This window comes from Allocoleopsis franciscana PCC 7113 (assembly GCF_000317515.1).
In the GTDB taxonomy this organism is placed as follows: Bacteria; Cyanobacteriota; Cyanobacteriia; order Cyanobacteriales; family Coleofasciculaceae; genus Allocoleopsis; species Allocoleopsis franciscana.
Genome location: NC_019738.1, coordinates 5,910,522 through 5,931,850, shown reverse-complemented (window position 1 = coordinate 5,931,850; position 21,329 = coordinate 5,910,522). Strand labels below are relative to the sequence as shown.

The window sequence follows — 21,329 nt, the reverse complement described above, 5'->3', positions numbered from 1 at the left end:
AGCCGTCTTGATGTTTGAGCTGGATAGCTCATGGAACTCAAATATCCTAAGCGATCGCTTCTGGAACTCCTAGTAGCCCAAAGGCGTCTTGCCTGCGGGTTCTGAGTCAGCACTTCTCGCGGAAGATGCATTGAAGGGGCGTTGGGGTGCTGAGGGTAGATAAATTGTATTGGCTTGGCTGGGAGTCACTAGACCTGTAGCGGGTCTTTCCGCTTGCTGAGCCAACTGATCTTTCATCACGGCGTTCGCTGTTGTCAGTTGCCGCTCTTGGCGTTGCAGAGCTTCTAGTTTACGATACTCTTGCGTCCACTGCTGCTGGGTATAAACCGTCCAGGAATAAATCGTCAGAGTTGTGGCAACCAGGAAGAAGGCCATCACGTCGGAACCACGCTGTAAAACGAGTAACGAGGAGAGCCAAATGGGTTTTGGCTGTTGGGATACATTAAGCTTTTCTACCTTCGGTGCAGCCGTTTTCGACGGCATACGGGTCACGCTGGCACAGAGGCTTACTTTCGGTTGCGTGGGTCTGGAGTGAGTCGCTGATCGTTTAGACCGACGGGGTTGAGGTAAAACTGAGCGTTGGGCAGCATTCATAACACGTTTCGCAATTTTTCGTTGGGATGAGAGCAAATAACAATATATTTGCTAACCAGTGATTGGCTAATGACTTAATAATGGAACCCATCGTAGCATCAGCCGTTGGTCGTAGTTGCTGATGATTATAGGTTGGGTATCGAGGTCTGGAGACTGGAGAATGAAGGCTGAGGGCTAGAATTCTTTCCCCTATCTATTCTCCAATCCATTTTTCCTAATCCCTGATCTCTTACTGGGTCAGATTTCATGGGTTTGGGATGTCTAACCGGAATTTCCAACAGGAACTCTGTGCCTTGATTGAGTTCAGATCTGACATCTAATCGACCATGGTGTTGGTTGACAATGGTTTGATAAGTGACCGTTAGACCTAATCCTCGACCTTGACCCACTTCTTTGGTGGTGAAAAATGGCTCAAAAATCCTGGGCTGAATTTCTGGTTGAATTCCTAACCCGTTGTCTCGGATCGCAATCTGCACTCTTCCCATATCCCCGATTTCTATGCTGGGTAACCATTTCGTCTGTACGGTGATGACTTTGTGGGAGTTAGGCGAACGCTTGAGCGCTTCCATTGCGTTAGTGAGAATGCACAGGAAAGCTTGATTGATCGGCTTTGGGTAACACTCCACGGGTGGTAAGTGGTCATAGGAACGCTCGACCTCGATCTCGCTATTCATCTGACTATGCAGAATTAATAGCGTACTCTCTAACGCTGCATTGAGATCGATGACTTTCAGAGGGGCAACTTGGCTACCTGCAAATTTTTGTAAAACCTGAACAATCTCATGAATTCGCTCCGCTCCACATTCCATAGATTTGAGAATCTTGGGCAAATCTCTGAGTAAAAAATCCATATCGGTTTCCTCTGCCAGGTTTTGGATGTCGGCGGTCGGCTGAGGATAGTTGGATTGGTAAGCTTGTACTAATCGAATCAGGTCACGAACGTAATTTTCTACATAGGGGATGTTGCCGTAGATAAAGTTAACTGGATTATTGATTTCATGAGCCACCCCAGCGACCATCCGACCTAAACTCGACATTTTTTCACTTTGAATGAGCTGGGTTTGTGCTAATCGGAGTTCTTCCAGCATTTCCGACATTTTTTGGGCTTGCAGTGCGCTTTCTCTAGCTTGTTGCTGGGTACAGGCATACAGATAGGCTTGTTGCAAGGAAATGGCGAGTTGATCCGCTACGGATTGGGCGAGTTCTTGGTCATTCTTTGACCAATCCCGGATATGAGAACATTGATTGAGATACAGCAGAGCTTGGAGTGTACCGTTCGCTTGGACGGGTATGACCAAAGAGGATTTGATCTGTGCTTTTCGGTATTCGATGTTGTTGGCACCAATCCGTTCATCTTGGGTAATGTCGGGAATCATCACCTGTTGCCGATGCTGGATCACCCACTGCGTGATCGGTCCTGTTAGGTCAAAGTCATCAATGGAGGGGGAAAAGGGCGGACGGGCAACTTCGTACAGATGTTTGCGTTGGAAAGCATCACCCTTTTGGCTGGTGGCAAGGCATTCGGGTGGATATTTCCCCATGTCTAGGTGGTGCGGGTTCTCGACGAGATGAACCAGACACCGATCAATTTGCAATGCTTCTAATAGCTGGGCGATCGCTTCCGTTAAGATGGTTTCGATATCGAAACTCTGACGGGTTTGGTTGATAATATGATTGAGCAAGCGTTCACGAATCGCTTGTTTCTGGGTCTGTTCATAGAGCTGGGCTTGACGGATTGCCACTTCTAACGATTCGGCAATCGACTCTAAAAACTCTATTTCTGATGCCGACCAACGGCGAGGTTGCTTGGAAAGACAGGCCATGAACCCAATCCCATCTTCTTTTCCTGTGACGGGAATCAGTAGGTTTGCCTGATAGCCTAAAACTTGTCGATCCGCTTGAGAGAAATTTTCGGGGAAATTATCAGGCAACTGATTTCCCCGACTCTGCCTATTCTGCCCGGGCTGTCTTAATAACTGTTTTAACCAGAGAGGCTTTCCTATTAACCAAGGTAACAATCTCTCCTGGGGGGATGCCCTTCCGTTCTCCATCATTAGCTGGCCTGTAGCGACAGCAGAGGCGACAGATCCAAAGCTTTCTAGGGGATAATATCCCAAAAGAGAGTATGAGTGCGAGTCGTGGGTGCGTTCACAGACGACTCTGATCTGCTGCGTATCCTTGAGATACCATAAAAAAATACAGCTATCTAATTTGAGCAAAGCTGCGACTTCATCCACAGCGGTTTGGAGGACAACCTGCAATTCCAGTGAATTGCGGATGCGATCAACGATTTTCCTTAAGAGCGCGGCTTGTCGTCCAGGGGACTGGCTCAAGGTTTGCAGCAATTGAAAAGCCTGATTAACAGTAGGGAACACAGTGCCTCGCTTGATCGATACTCCACACCCATCTCACTCAAGAGGGTAGCCGTAGAGCTTACCCCCTTATTCTGGGAGGAAACGCCACACCAGAATAAGGTGTCAGTGAGAGAGAAGGTGATGGAGAGTATTCGTTTAAGACTCCCTGCGGAAAGTCTTTGGATTTCTCGTCCTTTTTACCTTTAGTCTCTCATGCCTTTTCGGCCGAGGGAGCTTTACCTCTAAATTCTAGGCAGATCTTAGGCCAATATCAGAAGCAGAAGGTTAAAATCATCCTAAAAATCCCTTTGCAATCGGCTGTCTTTTGTGTAATCTATTAGGCTTGTTTGAACAGAACTGTATTTACATTTACGATCCCGCAAAACTTTTGGCAAGTTGCTCTAAATTTTGCTGTGCTAAGGTTTCAGCCAATCTGACCCTTACCGTAAGCGGGTCATTGACGAAGGAATAGCAGAAAAAACAATTCTTCATGCTAAAACAGTAGAATTGTAATGGGTCTTCGTAACATTCTTTTAACGTAGCCCGTGAAAAAAAGAGGAGTGTATGAATAAAAAATTAATTGGCTTGGTTCTCTTACTCACCTTGGCAACCACTTTGGGAGCCTGCAATCAGACGAGTGAAACCCCTGAAGGAGGTGCTACACCAGGCACGACTGAGAGTCCATCGCCTGCGGCTACCTAAATAGACGCGTTTTAGTGGGATAGATTTGGCTGTACGTGCTTAGCAACACCCTCGCAAAAAGCGTTGGTCAAGCTTGGTACGTCAGCAACATATCTATTGAGAGAATCGCGATGGCTTAGTCAAGGAACAAAATTGCTCCTTAAACTGTTGCGACATCCAGACAGCCTGTCGGGTGTCGTATTTTGTTTGGATATCCAGAAGATCACTTTGTTAAGAGTACATTCAGGGATCAAGCCCTATCTTTAAAATGGGACTTTAATCCCAACCAGCAACAAGAGTTAAAAATTGTAAGCTGTAAGCCTTAGCTAAGCTTTAACTTAGCAATGCTATGTTCGATCACCCATGACTCCATTGAGATTCCTATCTTTTTTGTGGGGAATTATTTTAGTTACGGCTGTGCCGGCGGTATGTTTACCCCCACCGGAAGAGGTCCCCGAAGAGGTATTGAGAACCGAGATTATCACTGAAGCGCGATCGCCACTTGATGGCAAACCCTTAACCGCAGCCGAATATGCCCAACTAAAAGCTCAGTTGGCAGAACGTTCGTCTCCCCCGCAAGTCAGCCCAAATATTCGACAGTTGATTTTCCTGCTCCGCCTGCGCCAGCTATTCCGAACAGTTACTCCTTTTTGACAAATACCCATAGCAAGCCTAGTGGGTGGGGTAGAGATGTACTAGCCTGTTCTCCGCATCATCCACCTCCCGGTGTGAGGCACGAGCGACCTAAAGCGGAATGGTATATACTAGCTTGGCTCTGGTTTTCTGGAGCGGCTTCATGGCGAGAAATTTCCCTCTAGTCGGTGCGGCTAATCGCTTAAAGCGATTTATTTTATCAACTTGAGGAAAAATGTGTAGAAAAAAACAAAAATATATATAAATATTAAAGTTATTATAACGCTCTGGCTCCCTGTTGATTGAGGTAGATAACTTGATGTCCCTAACGATCGCCCCCGAACAAATTGACCGTATTGTTTGGAACCAACATCACGATCCATTTGAAGTCCTAGGTCCCCACCGATTTGAGCAGGATGGTAAGACCGGCTGGATAGTACGGGCTTATCTACCAAATGCAGAAGCCGCGTGGGTCGTTTGTCCAGAACAGCGGACGGAATACCCAATGCATTCGGTGCATCATCCTCACTTCTTCGAGGCCAAGATTGAGGCAAAAGAACTCGCGAACTATCAGCTACGGACGAAGGAAGGAGAGCATGAGCGGGTACTCTACGACCCTTACGCCTTCCGCTCTCCCCTGTTAACAGATTTCGACTTGTATCTATTTGGTGAAGGCAATCATCACCGCATCTACGAAAAACTGGGGGCGCACTCAGTAGAAATAGAGGGTGTTAAAGGTGTCTACTTTGCCGTATGGGCACCCAATGCTCGCAACGTCTCGGTTTTAGGCGATTTTAACTACTGGGATGGGCGTAAACACCAGATGCGAAAAGGTTCTACGGGTGTTTGGGACTTGTTTATTCCCGGAATCGGTGTTGGGGAACACTATAAATACGAAATCAAAAACTACGACGGTCATATCTACGAAAAATCTGACCCCTATGGCTTCCAGCAAGAAGTTCGACCCAAAACCGCGTCGATCGTTACAGACCTGGATGCTTATAAGTGGAATGATGCGGAGTGGATGGAACAACGGCGTCACACTGATCCTCTGGCTCATCCCATTTCGGTCTATGAAGTTCACTTGGGTTCCTGGCTGAATGCCTCCGCCGCAGAACCGGCCCAGTTACCCAATGGTGAAACTGAACCTGTAGTTTTGGTTTCGGAACTAAGACCCGGAGCACGTTTCCTCACTTACCGCGAACTGGCACATCGGCTGATTCCCTACGTGAAAGAGTTGGGATTCACTCATGTTGAGCTGTTACCCATCGCAGAACATCCTTTTGATGGTTCCTGGGGGTATCAGGTGACAGGTTATTTTGCCTGTACCTCCCGCTTCGGCACGCCAGAAGACTTTATGTACTTCGTTGATGAATGCCACCGCAACGGGATTGGGGTGATTGTGGACTGGGTGCCCGGTCACTTCCCCAAAGATGGTCACGGTTTGGCATTCTTTGATGGTACCCATCTTTATGAACATGCTGACCCTCGTAAGGGTGAGCATAAGGAGTGGGGCACGTTGGTGTTCAACTACAACCGCAACGAAGTCCGAAACTTCTTGGTTGCCAACGCTCTATTCTGGTTCGATAAGTACCACATCGATGGAATGCGGGTGGATGCTGTTGCGTCCATGCTCTACCTTGACTATTGCCGCAAGGACGGGGAATGGGTAACGAACCAGTATGGGGGTCGGGAGAATATTGAGGCAGCGGATTTCCTGCGCCAGACGAATCATGTGATTTTTAGTTATTTCCCCGGTGTCCTCTCGATTGCAGAGGAATCCACAGACTGGCCGATGGTGTCTTGGCCCACCTATGTAGGAGGTTTGGGCTTTAATTTAAAGTGGAACATGGGCTGGATGCACGACATGTTGGACTACTTCCACATGGACCCATGGTTCCGTCAGTTCCACCAGAACAATATTACGTTCAGTATGTGGTATCACCACAGCGAGAACTATATGTTGGCGCTTTCCCACGACGAAGTTGTTCACGGGAAGAGCAATATAATCGGTAAGATGCCGGGGGATGAGTGGCAGAAGTTTGCCAATGTGCGTTGTTTGTTTACCTATATGTTCACTCATCCGGGTAAGAAAACGCTCTTTATGAGCATGGAGTTTGGTCAGTGGAGTGAGTGGAATGTCTGGGCTGATTTAGAGTGGCATTTGTTGCAATATGAACCGCATCAAAAGTTGAAGCAGTTTATCACCGACCTGAATCAGCTTTATCGCAGCGAACCGTCTCTTTATTCGCAAGATTTTGCCCAAGAGGGATTTCAATGGATTGATTGCAGTGATAATCGCCATAGTGTAGTGGCATTCATCCGTCGTTCCAAAGATTCTGGGGAGTTTGTGGTTGCCGTGTGCAATTTTACGCCTCAGCCTCATAGCCACTATCGTGTGGGTGTCCCAGAAATGGGATTTTACACGGAACTGTTTAATAGTGATGCTCGTGAGTACGGCGGTAGCAATATGGGGAATCTTGGGGGTAAGTGGACGGATGAGTGGTCGTACCACAATCAGCCTTACTCCTTGGATTTGTGTTTACCACCGTTGGGGGTATTGATTCTCAAGATCAATCATGAGAAGACTCAGGCGGCGCTACAGCACAATTGGAACGAGTAGGAGTTAGTTAGGGTGGGTTAGGCGTAGTCATACCCACCCGTTATCTTTTTCCTATCGAGCGCGATGCGTTACGCGGCGAAGTGAGCACCCTACCAAGTAATCCTTCATAACTTAATAGCAGTACTTGCCATCCTTCTTTTTAGGATTTTCTTTGGCAGTTCGTACAGCTCCTAATAGGGTGGAAACGATTACACATCGCTTGATTTTTCCACCCTTTTGAGCTGATAGGGTGAGCCGTCCTTTAGATAAGATTGAGGTTTGCCCACACTCATCATTGATCTGATAAACCGGACAACCATAATAGTTAAACCGGACTCGCCGCACGCCCTTTGAGTTGGGTAAGGTGGTTTCATCATCTAAACGAATGTTACTGTCAAGATTCTGCCAACTGTTAGCGGCAGGCGTAATATTGGCTTGGTGGAGTGACCACTGAACGACTTGCTGACTACCCACTGGCGCTTGCCGAAAGCTGACTTGCCAAGTTACTTTTTGGAGCATGGCTTGGCTTCTGGCTTGCTGCATGGCTTGGTAAACTTGGTTCTGTCCTGTGTTGAGGCGCTGGCGGTTAATAAAGTTAAACCAATTTGGGGCTGCGATCCCAGATAAAATCCCTATTATTGATACGACAATGATGGTTTCGAGTAGCGTAAATCCGGCTGTTGATGAAGAAAGCGGTTGACGATTGACACTATGATTGAGTCCCATGTAGATTACCCCTGAACCAATTTTTGTGAATTTCCTTTATTCAGATTGAATTAGATTCTTGGGAAACAAAACAGCGTAAAAACTCGGAATAATAAAAAGCCCCGATTTGCAAAAATCAGGGTTTTCTCGGAGGTATTTATACGGATTCAGTCTATAAATCAAAATAGAATACAAAATTGAGGGCACGACTATGTCGTGCCCCTAGCTGTAAAGATAAAATTTCTAACCTGTAGAGTTCGTCCCCATGCTCCCTACTACTGATGAGCAATGAGTATAGGGACAAAGGCATTGTCTCTTATGATGATGGCTATTGACAATTGTTTTCCCCACGACCGGTTTGAATTGCTCCTAAGAGGGTTGTAACTTTAACACATCGCACCGTTGATGGAAATGGCTGTAAGCTACCTTTCGGGGGAACTCCTACTTTAATTATTAATGGGGTAGGGTCAGTGCCAATCGGTGAAATAGATCCCAAATAGTCGAAGGTAATCTTCTTGGTCGGATCAAAATTAGAGGTTATTGTACTTAATGTATAGTCAAAATTGCCTGTTTTATTATTTTCATCATCGAGGTTGGTACCCACCGTAATTTGCCCTTCTTCGATGGATAAATCTTGTCCTAAACTTCTCCATTCAGCGCCGCTAGGAATAGTGCCACGTTGATAAACAGCAACCGCCGGAACACCATCTTTTGTACCAAAAGCAACGCTGTAGCTGAGTTTTCTGCTTTTCGCTAGATTCTGTGCTTCTTGCAGTGCTCTCAAGATAACTTCATTAGCGGCAGTGACCCGACGCTGATTCATAAAGCCAAGCCAACCCGGAGCAGCGATTCCAGCAAGAATACCGATTATAATAATTACGACCAGCAATTCTATTAATGTGTAGCCCGAATCTTTTGGGTAGGAAGAGTTATTAATTGTGGGCTTGTTTTGTGCAAGGTGGGTTCTAAGTTTTAATAAGAAAGCTAGTTTTTTCATAATGCCCTGCCGTTGGATATTTGCCAATAGTCGCTGTGATGTTAACCAATAAAAAATGCTTTAACTTTTCTGATTGATTTCGAATACACCGCGCCCTTGTACTTGGATACGGACTGTAGGGAAATAGGTTAATGCAGATTGAGCATTACTATATCCAGGTGGGTTTGGTGTTTTAGGTTGAATACGAGCTAGGCTGTTTCCTCGAATGGAGATTTGTGCTGAGGTGTTTTCAACGTCAACACAAGCCAAAAAGCCAGCTGATGCCGGTGTTACTGGGACTTGTGCGGCTGTAGTTAGAACATAATCAGCAGGTAAATCAAGGCGAGTGCGTGGTATGGATGGACACCACGGAGTATTGGCGGGAAGGGGGGTTTGGTCAATATAATCAATCAGGACTTGAGGCGGAGTTTGGGTGAGATTATAAGAAGGCGTAGACCCATAAGGCCATGCGTTCATACTATCTTCTTCAGAATTAGGGACTGATTCGGGATTGAATAACACAAAGCCTGGGTCTGCCGCTTTGATAATGTTTACCGTATTTGCATTAGTTGGATCCTTAACCTTTACCGCATCGTTGAGTTGAATTCTGCTAATTCGAGCCGTACATGACCAAGGCTCTTGAACGCAACCTGTAACGCCGGCACTCTTGGTTAGGTAGTAGACTACCAGGGAATAAACAAAGGCATCATCGTTGCCCTTGGGTGTATCTATAACGTCTTGAATAATTTGCCGCTTCCAAAAGGCAAGCACAGGAGTGCTGTTAGCATCAGGGTGGGGGGGAAGTTGACTCTGTATTTTACTGAGTCCATAGCCGTCATAGATATGAATAGCCTGCTCTACATCTCTAGCTATATAGTCAGCTGCGGCTTGAAGCTCTTGTTCGGAATTTGCTTTTGCTTGTTCTTGCCGATCGGTTTGTAAGAGATTAACCATGAATCCTAACAAGGGTATAATCACCAAAAATGCCAGGATTATACCCACTAGCAGCTCGATCAGGGTAAAGCCACCATTTTTTTGAGCTGGCTGAGTCGTTCTGAACTTGTAGGTTAGGAGTAGTTGAAGTAGTTTAACCATAATGTGCTTTACCCTTGGGCTAACCAATACCTGCGTAAGCAAAATCTAATGAACAATTTGATTGATTACTGAGGGCAACCCGCACCCCCAAGTCGCTTACAAAGCTCCTTCCATCTCCCACTGGGGTCTTTTTGAGCTTCAGGTCCAATCTCTGTTGTCAATTCCACTAGGGGAGATTTGCTATCACCAACCCCAGCGGTATGAGTCAATTGCCTTTTGCTTGTACCCTGTGCATCAACCGCAGTCTTCCTCAAAGCTCCACTGTCTTTTAACCCATCAGCCCTGTAAACTCGAATGCCTAAAAAATAGCCCTTGTCCGCCTCTGCTTGAGATCCAGGAAGTTGGGTGTAATTGGGGGTAGCAGGGGGAGGGGGAACAGTGATGCTACGGAATGACTGAATGACTAAATCTTTAGGAGAGGTACTACTACAGCCGCCACCATCTAGATCGACACAATATAGCTGCCAGGTGCTATTCCCATCTGGGCAATAATACTGGGCAGCATTCGCTAGCGTTGGCGCGACGGGTTGAGTCGCAGTGACATAACCGGGCGTACAACTCCAGCTTGCTGCACCCGTGGGAACTCCAGCGTTAGTGAACAAGCTTTGATTTGACAAATCATCCTTACTCTGGTATTGGAAATAGATCACATTCGGGGGTGGTGGAATACTCCCGGAACGAACGCCATCTACATAGGCCCTAGCGGATTGGGTTGCTAGTTCTACCCGACGCGCTTGGAGTCGGGTGGCAGTAGAAATGACAACCGCTGGTGCGATCGCGACCATTAACACGCTGACAATAATGATCGCGAGTAAGCACTCAATGAGTGTGAACCCTGATTGGGTTGATGGGGTTGGGGGTTGCGTTTGTTTGAGCGTGTTCATGGGTTAACTACCAGATGCAGATGGAGACGGTTAGTTGAAGTCAGCTAGAGTTGGACAGTTGCTTGGACGTTGTTTAGGATCTGCGATCGCCCAGTCATATCCGGCTCCACCCGTTGCTGGCTGAGCGGCACACAATAAGGTTTCAATCCAGGGGTCATTGCGATTTACTTGCCGGAAGTATTGGTTAGGAGTACCGGCTGTTGGATTAGCAAACCGTCTGGAGAACAAGTCGGGTGTCTGTGTCAAAAGTCCGACATCATAACCCCATTGTCGCTGAGGGGGTCGATAGTAGGGGGCTAAACGACGAGCTGCACCACCTTTGTATATATAAGGTCTTCCGTTCGCCTCATTGAACCCTGTCATGTAAGCAGGACTTGCACCATCGAAGAACAGGGAATTATCCTTTGTCGGGTCGTCTACCGCCTCAAACGGAGCTGTGGCAAAAGCGCTCTTTTTGAACTGAATGAAGCTGCCCTTAATATCATTGATGCCTTTTGGCGTCACGTCGTTCGTTGCGTTTGGAGCTGCTGCATCTTCCCAAGCTTCCAGAAAGCGAGGGAAGTTCCCTAATCCACCACCGCTCTCACCAGGGTTCGCCGTATTGTCAAATGGCCTAGAAGGTGAGTCACCCATGATGAAGACAGCATTATAAATCGTGTCTTTTTTAGCTGTGGTACTCGGTATGCGCTGTACCCAATGGTTAGCGTTGATTGTTGTGGTACCAAATGGCTGAGCGGCAGTAACCGTTGCCGCCGGCAATCCCTGTGCGGAGTGTAGCTGCAAGATAGGGATGAGTGCCGGTTGATCCACCACGCTCATCGCTGTCATCGCATTTGGGGGAAATGGGAAATTTGGATAAGTACCATTAAATCCTAGGATTCGGCCTCCATAGATAACTGGTTTAGCCAACGTAGTTGGATATATCACTGGGGCTACGGGTAACGGTGGGTTACTGCCTTCTGGTGGCACAGCTCCGTCAAATACGAGAATCCCCTTTGTTCCGCCCCCGATGAAGTTACCTGTCAGCTCATGCTCGGTGCCTACATTAGGGTTGTTAGGGTCAGCTGAGCTGGGGGTGTTGACATAGATTCGGACAATGTGATCTTGCTCGGTAGCCCAGAAAACATTATTGGGATCGACCCCCTTGAGCCTCATTTTGACAGCGTACTGAAAGTCGATATTACATTTACTGTAGTCTGTCGGAGTCGTGCATTGGTAAATCGGAGCGCGGAAAACAAAGATCGGTGCATCGGTCTGGTAATTCCGATCTAACGTAATTTCTACGTTAGATAATTCAGAGTTTTTAGTATCTGGATTGAGAGGTAAGTCGTAAACATTAACTTTTGCCTGTGCCTTGAGAGTTAGCTTGATCTGATCGGCTGGTGCTTTGGATGTGGCTCTTACGTCCGAGAGTGTAAGAGGGGGAGAGTTGAGTGATAATCCTGGGGCACTCGCAGTCGGAGCACGCAATCCTGTCCATAATTGACCAATCGCAGCCGTTGTTGGGGTGGTGCAGGGAGCGCCTGTTAAACCTGTCGCGGGATTATTTGCAGTCGTCGCTAGATTTAAGGCAGCATAGGCTTGTGACAATACACAAGTAGCTCCCGTTGAGTCACGGAAGTCTACGGTATATACCGCATAATCCGATGCCTCCGTTGCTGTTCCCGCTCCCGGTGTACCATTTAATCCCGTTGGGACTATAGACTCAAATGCTTTGTCTAGTCCTGGTAATAGGAGCTGCTTTTCGGATACAGTTTCTGCTTCGTAAGGATTGCGGTAGAACAGTTGATCGGTGTTGTTGTAACTGAGACCGTTTGAGGGATCAGTATTGTTATTCGTAATGAGATTAGTTGCTGTTGTCGCAAACCAAAGTGCATTGTTTTGAGCGGGAGGCGGAGCGCTGCCGTAAGGATATGGTTTGATTCCTGTGAGGTTAGTAGCGTCTGGGTCTACTCCCAAAGGTATAGGTTGACCGTTTGCGTCTGGTTGCAGCAATCCACCCTGCCGTTGAAAGGCAACGCGACGGGGAAAGAGACTATCCCTAGCATCAACAAAGCGAGCTTTCTCGATTGGTGGTGTGGTTGGGGGAGTAGTTCCTGGTGGTGATGGTGCTGTTGCTGTTGTTCCAGCACCCTCTAGTACCCAATCGGTCGGTGTACATTCCGATACAGGGAATTTCCGGCAAATTTCCATCTTGTACTCTGGGAAGTTCACCCGGCGTTGGATGGGCGTTACACCGTTGGTTAGATAGGAGCTGCGGTTTTGAGTTCCTGTTGCTGGGTCTAAATCTGTAGGAAATCCATCTGCACCATACCAGGCATTAGTGGTCACAAAATTGTTCCACCAGAAGCCATTCTTCAGACGCTCTTCTACAGCTAAGTTGCCGATATTGTTGTTGAGGTCGAAATCTCCTTCCTGCCGATAGCCATCCCGGAAATTACCGGACAACAGAGTGACTGCATCAGCCAAAATTCTGGCCGGTCGCCACTGATCTCCAGTACCAAGACAACCAGAACCTTCACGACAAGCAAAGCTGTTGTCTAGCCCAGTTCGGGTATAAAAATTGGAATAGTTGGTCGCCAACTCCTCGGTGAACTCTTCCTTGAATGTGGGGGTTCCCGATACAGTTCCTGGAGCGGCGTGGAGATTGAAAGACCCTTTGATATAAACTGGCAAGTCTGAAGCCAGAATCAAGCCCTTTTCTGCCAATCGGTTTACATTGGTAGTACCCCGCGATAGTGTTTGACCATTGACGAGTCGGATACCATTGGGGCGACGAGTTGGGTCTAGCTTAAAGTCTGTGGCTGAACCTCCCTCAGGGTCACTAACATCCAGCAAGGCATCATCCCGCGTCGCGTAGATAATGCCAGTGTTGGGCAACATATATTCTGTATTGTCGGTAATCCCCGTCCCTGTGCCCGATGCTACTACGGTGGTTCTGAGTTTATCCAAGTCGATTTGCGTTACACGAACTTCCAATGGCTGACGCTGCTCAATGGGAAGTGAATATTCCGAGGTCAATGAGCCGAGTTCCGCAATCTTCAGTTTGGCTGGGTCGGTAATGTCTTCCAGTAAGGTTTGACGGTCAATATCAGTACCCGCCAAGCGTTTGAGGGCTAGTCCTGCTGTATCGGTATCCCGTTTATGAATTGCTTTAATTTGTCTGGCATCCAGGAAGGTGCGTTCTTGAATTGCACCAAGCGGTACCAGAGAATTAGCGACTGGGGTCGGAGTATACAAAATGAGGAGAGCGCAGTTTGCCGCATCAATCGAGGCAATTTCGTCTAGAGACAGTTTGCTAACGCCATCACTGGCTAAGTGTTCCAGAGCATCTTTGAGCGGTTTGTTCACCCACCGCCCGTTGGGGAAGATCATATTCGCCTGTCTTTTGAGGACATCATTATTCGATCCTGCTCTTAAGCCCTTTAGAGTGGATGCGTCAAAGGTGATTCCATTGACAGATGTCCCATATTGTGTGGTCTTTAGGTCAGGCAATTGCTTGTCGGCACCGAATATAATCGCGTTCTGTGCGGTGTCCGCGTTAGTCGGGTCGTAAAAAGTGGCGACACAAGCAATAGGTTCTTGGTCAGTTCCTTGATGCTTGGCATGGTGGTAAACCACTGTAGCTCTCATTTGCAGATCGCCTCGTTTAACTTCTCCGGCCGCCCAATCATAAAGACCTGTGTTGTTAGTGGGCTGTTTATCCCACCTGAACATGGGCATCGTGTCCGGCCATACCACTAAATTAGTTGGAGCAGTTGCGTTCTGAATTTCCGGTGGGAGCTTGACACCGTTTGTATCGCTTGCTGCTATCTGTTTGAGTTGAGCCACTGTGGGTGGTGCTGGCAAGAAGGAATTCACCCCACGCTTACCAGTCCCTACCCCATTGCTCATCGCCTCGCCGTCAATATAAATCCCAGCTCCTGTGACTATCCGTAAGCCACCAGCCAGTTCTTGATAATTTTTCGCGGCGTTACCACTGTAGGCTGCGGCTTCTTCCCAGAACCCGCCGCGAGAGGTGTCGCCTAAGTCATCGAGCTGTTGAACTTGGCTCTCGCGCTTTGTCGGTCCCTGTCCAGTAGCGCCCGTAATGTCCTGTGGTTCTCCTTCCTTGGCATAGGTGGCGGTGGGTGGCGCTGACTTCAACCACTCCGTGGGTAGTGCATTTCCCACTGAGATGCGATCGCCTATTTCCTGTTCCTCCTCTTCCTGGGGATTGCTTGTCGGTAAATTAGAAAGAACCGGAGGCACGTTCGCGTCAGGTGGAAGTGGAGGGATCTGAGACATCCACTGCACTGGCGGGTCTATCGGGTTGGTTAAAAAGCTGTTAGCATCCGCAGGTTTTGTAGTAGCCGCCAACGGAACGTAGGGATTGCCTCCAAACGGCACTTCTTTATAGGAGACTCGACGAATACGCTTCGCAAAGTAGGAGGTTAAAACCTGAGTTAAGATACTTCTCCCGGATGCCGGACTGGTAGTGTCATATTTACTACTGAAATCGCTTCTCACCTCAGGAGGGAAGCGACCGAAAGCATTGACATTGGTGTCATTTACCTCTGTGTAGCTCTGGTCGTACAAATACAACGCACCTTGGACTAACAGATTTAACCGCTTATCATAAGCTCCACTATTAGAGGCTGCTTCTTTCGGAATCGTGGTAGTAGTTGCGTTTGCAGGTGAGTCATCAATGAAGGCGGGATTTGTATTGGGATTTGGACCATCTTCCCCCTGATACAGATGAACGTTAACTTGTTCATTAGTACTATTCGTACTACTGGCGATATCGCCAGCAAGCACGTTACCTCCTACAGTTATTAAACCGTTTTCTTTGGTGTAATAGCATGAGGCAAGAGCACTGACTTGGTAGAAAATAATTGCATTCGATGGGTTAACTGTCATCAAGTTGCTGTTGGTATGTATCCGACCATTCACCCTAAAGGTTGGAACGTTGGATATCACCAAGTCATCGTCGTACCACACCGCATTGTTATCCAGGGAAATTCTCGCCTGGTCTTCCTGCATTTCTAAGGCAGAGAAGCCTTTATTCCCTTTATAAGGTTCATACTTGGTTTGTCCTGCTGCCGGGATTAGATTAATGTCGGCTTGAGCAATAGGCACATTAGCAACATAGACAAAAAAGGCTTTTTTCAACTGACCATCAGTGTCATACCAACCACTTGTGCCACTCGCTGCACCCCCACTATTGGCAGCGCAAGTACCACCCGTTCCAGTCGCCTGTGGGAGTGCTCTCGCTTCTACCGGGGTGCGTGCTCTTTTGGGAGTACCATTGGTCTCGACTGGGGGATTGCGGAAATAAATCCCGTACAGGGTAAATGTGTCGTACTTTCCGTTATTATCCGTATCGACCGGAAACTTCCAAACTGTTTCTAGGGTTTGTTTGGCTGGATCATCTGGAGGCTCGGCATTTGGATTGTTATAGACCAGCTTGAGCTGCGTCTCATCCCCAAATGTATATTGAGGTTGACTTAGGACATAAGAGATTGTCCCATTATCGGCGATTGATTTTCCTTCGCCGGGAGGGCTTCCTGCCAGTCGGTTTTCATCCGGTGATAACAAGCGCTCTATTTTGGCCTTAGCTCTATCAATGGCAGGTGTTGCTGCATTCAGAACCGCTTGATCCACGCGGAAGTTACTGGCGTTTTTAGCCCGATCAAATGACCGAATCACGATCGCCGTCGTGAGCAGCGCCACCACTAGCACCACCATCACCACCGTAGGTAGCACAAAACCCGCTTGAGTTTGGCGTGAGCGGCGTTTGTTTACCCTTAAACCCCGCAAAACCCCATTGAGCAGTGCCTTGAAGAGAACATTAAAGGATCGCCAAACCCTTTTCAGGAGACGCTGGACAAAATTTGTTGGCTTTTTGCGAGTTGACATGGTGACTTTCCTGTCAAGCGTTGAATAGTTCTGGAGTTTAATAGCAGCACCCTGGCGTTAAGCTGATTGGCGCTGAGTTGGCAAATGGCTCACACCCCTATTTCCTACAGTAATCGCTAAACGATATACTGTGGTGATCGCCATCCTTAGCTGTGTTATTAAGCAGAAATCAGAAACTCAGTCGGCAAGACTGATTCCCTTTTGTGATTAATCCTTCTCCAAATGATTTGGAGCCAGGTATACTCTATCGGTCTATGTCTCCAAAAGCGGATATTTTTAGACCCGCTTAGGGTTGACAAATGATTTTAAAAGTAGTAATAGAATCGGACACAGCTTAACGACCAGTTTGCGATAGGCTAACTGGACTTATCCTACCCACTTGTTTGGAAAAACTTATCACCCCAAAGAAAAATAAGTGGGAGAAGGGGGGAGCGGGGGAGCTGAGGAGCTGGGGAGTTGGGGAGTCGGGGAGCTGAATTGAGCGCTTTTAGCCTGTTTTCAGAAGATGCAATTTCAATGCACGTTAGCTGATCAAACCCAATTCCAGATCCCAGGAAATTCTGTAGGGGCACGGTATGCCATGCCCCTACAAATTGATGGTCATGCGATCGCACTCTTGCGAAGACCGCCGAGGCTTGCCGATCACAACATCTTACAAGCGATTCAGGTCAATCCCAGCTTGCTTCGCCATTGCTTGCAAACCTAGCTTGTCTAAGGTTTTGATTGCCTTAGTCGAAAGCCGTAGTCTAACCCAGCGGTTACCTTGGGGCCACCAAATGCGCTTCCACTGTAAGTTAGCTTCCTGTACCTTCTTGGTACGGCGGTGAGAGTGAGAGATGGCAAAAGCATTGTTTGCCGTTTTCCCAGTCAGCTGACATTTGCGTCCCATAGTTAATCTCCAGATAGTAGTCCGTCATCCATCATATCTTTGAGGGAGTGAGGACAGGGGGCGATACGGCTCAAAAGCATGAAGTTCAACACGGGAGATCCCCCCTCACCCCCCTTGAAAAGGGGGGAGAAGTCAGAGGATTCTGCGCTTTGGATTTGACGGGGACTGTCACTCTGCTTAACGTTGCGTCAAGCGGGTAAGTACCTGGTTAGAACGCTCAACAAACGACTTCATCCCTTCAGCATCGAACCCTTTCTGAGCCATCAAGGCTAAGTCATAGACATGCTGACAAATCAGATTCGCCAACTCCCCGGAAGGCGACTGACCACTACTTTGAACGATACTTCCCTGACTCAGCTCATAAAGATTCTCAATCAGTGGGTGAGAGGTATTCACGATTAACACATGCTCTTCGGGGAACTCGGCATTTTGCTGCTGAAGCAGCGCTGTCATCTCCCGCAGACGCCGCATCGCCTCCGGTAACAACACCATTGCGGGTGGTGTTCCTTGGGCGTCATCAGACTTCAGTGCTTGAGTTTTGATGTTGACTTTTGGCTTATTGAGTGATTTCTCAAACAGCTCTTTGATCACTTCGCTGCGGGTTTTGTTAGTTTTGGGGTCAACAATCTCTTTCTCTTTATCCTGATCAATCAGGGTTTGATCTAAGTCAGAGTCTACCCGCGAGAACTTGACATCCGAATACTCGCGCTCTAAAAAGCTGATGAAGTGAGGGTCGATGAAGGAGTCCATAAACAGGACTTCCAAACCTTGATTTTTGTGTAATTCTACATAAGTGGCTTGGGACGCTTCATCGTTGCAGTAGAAAACACGGTTTTCGTGGTGTTCCTTGTTGCGCTCTAGATACTCCTTGAGGGTAGTGTAGTTCGATGTGGATTTTTGGGTGTTGGATTTGGGATTGTCTTCTGTATTGCTAGGAGTGACCTCTTGCCAAGCATCGCCTTCTTGGGATTGCACCTCAACGGTCGGAGTTTCTGGGTTGCTGGCTTGCTCCCCTGTTCCCTTGCTCCCTTGCTCCCCTGCCTCATGGGTGGTGCGATAAATAATGATGTCTTCGACTTGCTTCTTGAACTTATCGTCGTTGAGAGAGCCAAATTTGACGAAGGTGCCGACATCTTGCCAACAGCGAATGTATTCGTCGCGCCCTTCATTGTAGAGAGACTTTAAGCGATCGCCGACTTTTTTGGCAATGAAGTCCGCAATGCGCCGCACGGTGCGATCATTAGTCAGGGCGCTACGGGAAACGTTTAAGGGAATATCCGGACTATCAATCACCCCCCGCAACGGCATCAAAAATTTGGGAATGACTTCTTCGCAGTGGTCACTGACAAACACCTGATTGCAGAACAGCTTGATGTTACCCTTTGTCACATCCACATCGGGCTTGAGTTTGGGGAAGTAGAGAATGCCGTTAAGCAGGAAAGGATAGTCTGTGTTCAGATGCACCCACAGTAGCGGGTCTTCTTGGAAAGGGTAAAGATAACGATAGAACTCTAAATAATCTTCTGTGGTCAGGCTTTGCGGTGATTCCTTCCAAAGTGCCCGCTGCTTGTTAATTTGTTCGCCATCGAGCTTGATCGACACGGGCATAAAATCACAGTAGGCTTTCACCAACTGCTTAATCCGCATCGCTTCAATGTATTCCTGTTCCTCGTCTTGCAGGGTCAGAGTTACAGTCGTCCCGCGCTGGGTACGGGTGGAATCGGTTAACTCAAAAGCTGGGGAACCGTCACAAGACCAGTGTACCGCCTGCGCTCCTGCTCTATAGGAGAGGGTATCAATTTCCACCTTCTTCGCCACCATGAAGGAGGAGTAGAAGCCTAAACCGAAGTGACCGATAATCTGTTGATCAGCGTCTTTTTGATATTTCTGGATAAATTCCTCGGCACTGGAAAAGGCGACTTGGTTAATGTATTTTTTCACCTCATCGGCGGTCATGCCAATCCCATTATCAGAGATGGATAGGGTTTTGTTGTCTTTATCAATGGTGATAACAATTTCTGGTTCTTCCAACTCACCGTCAACTTCGCCGGCGTAGGAGACCATTTTCAACTTTTGGATGGCATCGACGGAATTAGAGATCAGTTCCCGCAAGAAGATTTCGTGGTCGGTGTAGAGCGACTTCTTGATAATGGGAAAGATATTTTCTGTATGAATAGTGATATTGCCCTGTTCTAGGATCGTCATAGGTGTAGTTTAGTGATTTAAAAGGTCTTCAAGTGTGATTTTGTGCGATCGCAGGGGGTTTTGTTCCTCGGATTACCCCCTAAGAGTGATTCGGATTTCCCTACCTGATCCGGGAATTTCGCGTTCCTGTGCTGGTTTTCCAAGCCTTGTCTGCCTTCAGTCCTTGTCAAGAACAGGAGAGTTTGTTTAGCAACGTACAGCTTGAACCTTCCATTGCGCTAGTGTGCGATCGCGTCTATTCTATTCGCTCTTGACTGATGTAAGGCCGTCTAGCGATATCAGCAAGCTTATTGATAAGAGTCGTTCACCAAATTTTCCTATTAACTCTCCAAGTTAGAGTTCAGTGCAATGGCTTTTGTCGAGATGGGCATCCAATTGATTTACGGCTTTCTCGATTAAGATTTGACCATCGTGATCATACACGTTATAAACCCGTACCTTGAGTAAGTTGCACTTAGATGAACCATCGGTTAAAGAAAAGGTAACGGCATGTCCCGGACAATAAATATGCTGTTCATCATGAAACCCATCAATTAAGTTAGCCTTGAGATGAGGGCAAAGCGCACTCACAGCTCTTAGTCCTTCAATGGTTCTGAGAATGACAATACTTTCTCGGCGGAAATTCACTAGCATTTTTTCGCCAACGCTAAGAGTATCCGAAGGACACAAAGCGATCGGTGTTACTTCAGAAAGGCTAGAGTTTAGTGTAATGGATATCCGTTTTTCTACATAAGGCTTTTGTCTACCTTCATAGAGAGTACCCCAGTTCTCCTTTTTAGGAAACTTAATCAGTTTTTCAAACTCTCCTCTACCAATATCTTTAGAGGAATGCCAGCCACTATATTCTCGGTTTGAAGAATCAGGATAAAAGGTAGGTTTTTGCAAAATTACTCGGGGACTGAGCGCAATTCTGGTGAGGTTTGAAATATTCAAGTGACTTCCATGTAATAAATCGGAATTAAATACAAAAATACTCCCATCTTGAAGCTGTAATTTATGTGGTTTAGGCAGTGTATTTCCGGGAGGAATATAAGCAATATCTCGCTGATACTGAATATACCTTCCAAAGGCTTCCGGATAAAAAACCATACTATTATCTTCTTGGACACCCGCAATCGCCCACCACAGATTTATCCCATTTAATGGAACTCTATACCAACTATCTAAATGAGGAGCATAAGCATGAGCAGCATAGGGATAATGGTCGTGATAACCAACGTGAGTCTGAGGTTTTTGGAGCAGATTTTTGGTCTTGACTTTAACGGCTTTTAGAGATTCTTTAAGGTTAAATGGTTTTGATAACTTTAATTGTTGAGCTTGATATTGTTCGTATTGCTGGTAAGTAACTTTTGATTTTACAGCTACCTCAAATGGATAACAAATTTTAACTACTAAAGCCTCTGGCGCTATAAAAAACTCAGTAGATACCTTCAAATCATTTTTGCAGAATGAGTAAGCTAGCTCCATCTGCAATCGGTGAATATGCTTTCTAATAAATATATCTAAGTAGAAAACTTTATCTACAGGAAAATATTTGTGCATGGTAGCCAAGCCATGTTTTTCAATAGAGCGGCGGCATTCAACTCCTTCAATTTGTTCAATTCCGTCAAAAATCATCTGTTTGATAGAGTCATAATAAAACTGCTTTTGTGTAAAGTTATGGACGATTAAATAATGCTTATTATTGAGTTCTGCCAATAGGTCGTTATTAACGGGATTTTTTAGCTCAGTAGTCATAAGTTGGTACCCCCTGATGAATGGCAAGCGAAAGTAGCGCTCGCACTGGTTTGACTGGTGCGATTCGCCTGATGCA

The 21,329-nt window shown here is 47.0% G+C and carries 13 protein-coding genes; 3 read left to right on the top strand and 10 right to left on the bottom strand.

Annotation, left to right across the window (positions count from 1 at the left end; translation table 11 throughout):
* Positions 1–69 precede the first annotated feature (69 nt).
* Both MIC7113_RS24335 and MIC7113_RS24330 read right to left on the bottom strand, forming a co-directional pair.
* Entirely contained in the window at positions 70–594 is a 525-nt protein-coding gene (locus MIC7113_RS24335; protein ID WP_015184857.1) for a hypothetical protein, read from the bottom strand.
* 125 nt (positions 595–719) lie between these two features.
* Positions 720–2,969: a GAF domain-containing protein gene (locus MIC7113_RS24330; RefSeq protein WP_015184856.1), complete on the bottom strand. Its 2,250-nt coding sequence runs from the start codon at positions 2,967–2,969 to the stop codon at positions 720–722.
* 543 nt (positions 2,970–3,512) lie between these two features.
* On the opposite strand from MIC7113_RS24330, the gene MIC7113_RS37350 reads away from it, so the two are divergent.
* The 3 genes from MIC7113_RS37350 to glgB all read left to right on the top strand — a co-directional run bounded on the left by MIC7113_RS37350 (position 3,513) and on the right by glgB (position 6,885).
* Positions 3,513–3,650, top strand: a complete 138-nt coding sequence (locus MIC7113_RS37350) for a hypothetical protein (RefSeq protein WP_015184855.1) — start codon at positions 3,513–3,515, stop codon at positions 3,648–3,650.
* 342 nt (positions 3,651–3,992) lie between these two features.
* The gene (locus MIC7113_RS24325) at positions 3,993–4,283 is read left to right on the top strand and encodes a hypothetical protein (protein WP_015184854.1); all 291 of its coding nucleotides are present in this window, start codon (positions 3,993–3,995) and stop codon (positions 4,281–4,283) included.
* A gap of 298 nt (positions 4,284–4,581) precedes the next feature.
* A complete protein-coding gene (glgB, locus tag MIC7113_RS24320) occupies positions 4,582–6,885 on the top strand; it encodes a 1,4-alpha-glucan branching enzyme (RefSeq protein WP_015184853.1) in 2,304 nt (767 codons plus the stop codon).
* A 111-nt stretch (positions 6,886–6,996) separates the two neighbouring features.
* Here the strand turns inward: glgB and MIC7113_RS24315 are convergent, their stop codons facing one another.
* The 8 genes from MIC7113_RS24315 to MIC7113_RS24275 all read right to left on the bottom strand — a co-directional run bounded on the left by MIC7113_RS24315 (position 6,997) and on the right by MIC7113_RS24275 (position 21,253).
* On the bottom strand, positions 6,997–7,590 hold the full coding sequence (locus MIC7113_RS24315; protein WP_015184852.1) for a pilus assembly FimT family protein: 594 nt from the start codon (positions 7,588–7,590) through the stop codon (positions 6,997–6,999).
* Between the two features lie 307 nt (positions 7,591–7,897).
* Positions 7,898–8,593 (bottom strand): prepilin-type N-terminal cleavage/methylation domain-containing protein, encoded by a 696-nt coding sequence (locus MIC7113_RS24310; RefSeq protein ID WP_155898090.1) that lies wholly within the window; start codon positions 8,591–8,593, stop codon positions 7,898–7,900.
* 33 nt (positions 8,594–8,626) lie between these two features.
* On the bottom strand, positions 8,627–9,640 hold the full coding sequence (hpsC, locus tag MIC7113_RS24305) for a hormogonium polysaccharide secretion pseudopilin HpsC (RefSeq protein ID WP_015184850.1): 1,014 nt from the start codon (positions 9,638–9,640) through the stop codon (positions 8,627–8,629).
* 65 nt (positions 9,641–9,705) lie between these two features.
* Positions 9,706–10,524: a hormogonium polysaccharide secretion pseudopilin HpsB gene (hpsB, locus tag MIC7113_RS37775; RefSeq protein ID WP_015184849.1), complete on the bottom strand. Its 819-nt coding sequence runs from the start codon at positions 10,522–10,524 to the stop codon at positions 9,706–9,708.
* A 30-nt stretch (positions 10,525–10,554) separates the two neighbouring features.
* Entirely contained in the window at positions 10,555–16,422 is a 5,868-nt protein-coding gene (gene hpsA, locus MIC7113_RS24295) for a hormogonium polysaccharide biosynthesis protein HpsA (protein ID WP_015184848.1), read from the bottom strand.
* Positions 16,423–17,074: 652 nt separating this feature from the next.
* The gene (gene rpmB, locus MIC7113_RS24285) at positions 17,075–17,311 is read right to left on the bottom strand and encodes a 50S ribosomal protein L28 (RefSeq protein ID WP_015184846.1); all 237 of its coding nucleotides are present in this window, start codon (positions 17,309–17,311) and stop codon (positions 17,075–17,077) included.
* 177 nt (positions 17,312–17,488) lie between these two features.
* Positions 17,489–19,516 carry a molecular chaperone HtpG gene (htpG, locus tag MIC7113_RS24280; protein WP_015184845.1) on the bottom strand — a complete coding sequence of 676 codons (2,028 nt, stop codon included), beginning with the start codon at positions 19,514–19,516 and terminating at the stop codon, positions 17,489–17,491.
* Positions 19,517–19,849: 333 nt separating this feature from the next.
* Positions 19,850–21,253: a Rieske 2Fe-2S domain-containing protein gene (locus MIC7113_RS24275; RefSeq protein ID WP_015184844.1), complete on the bottom strand. Its 1,404-nt coding sequence runs from the start codon at positions 21,251–21,253 to the stop codon at positions 19,850–19,852.
* Positions 21,254–21,329: the final 76 nt, after the last annotated feature.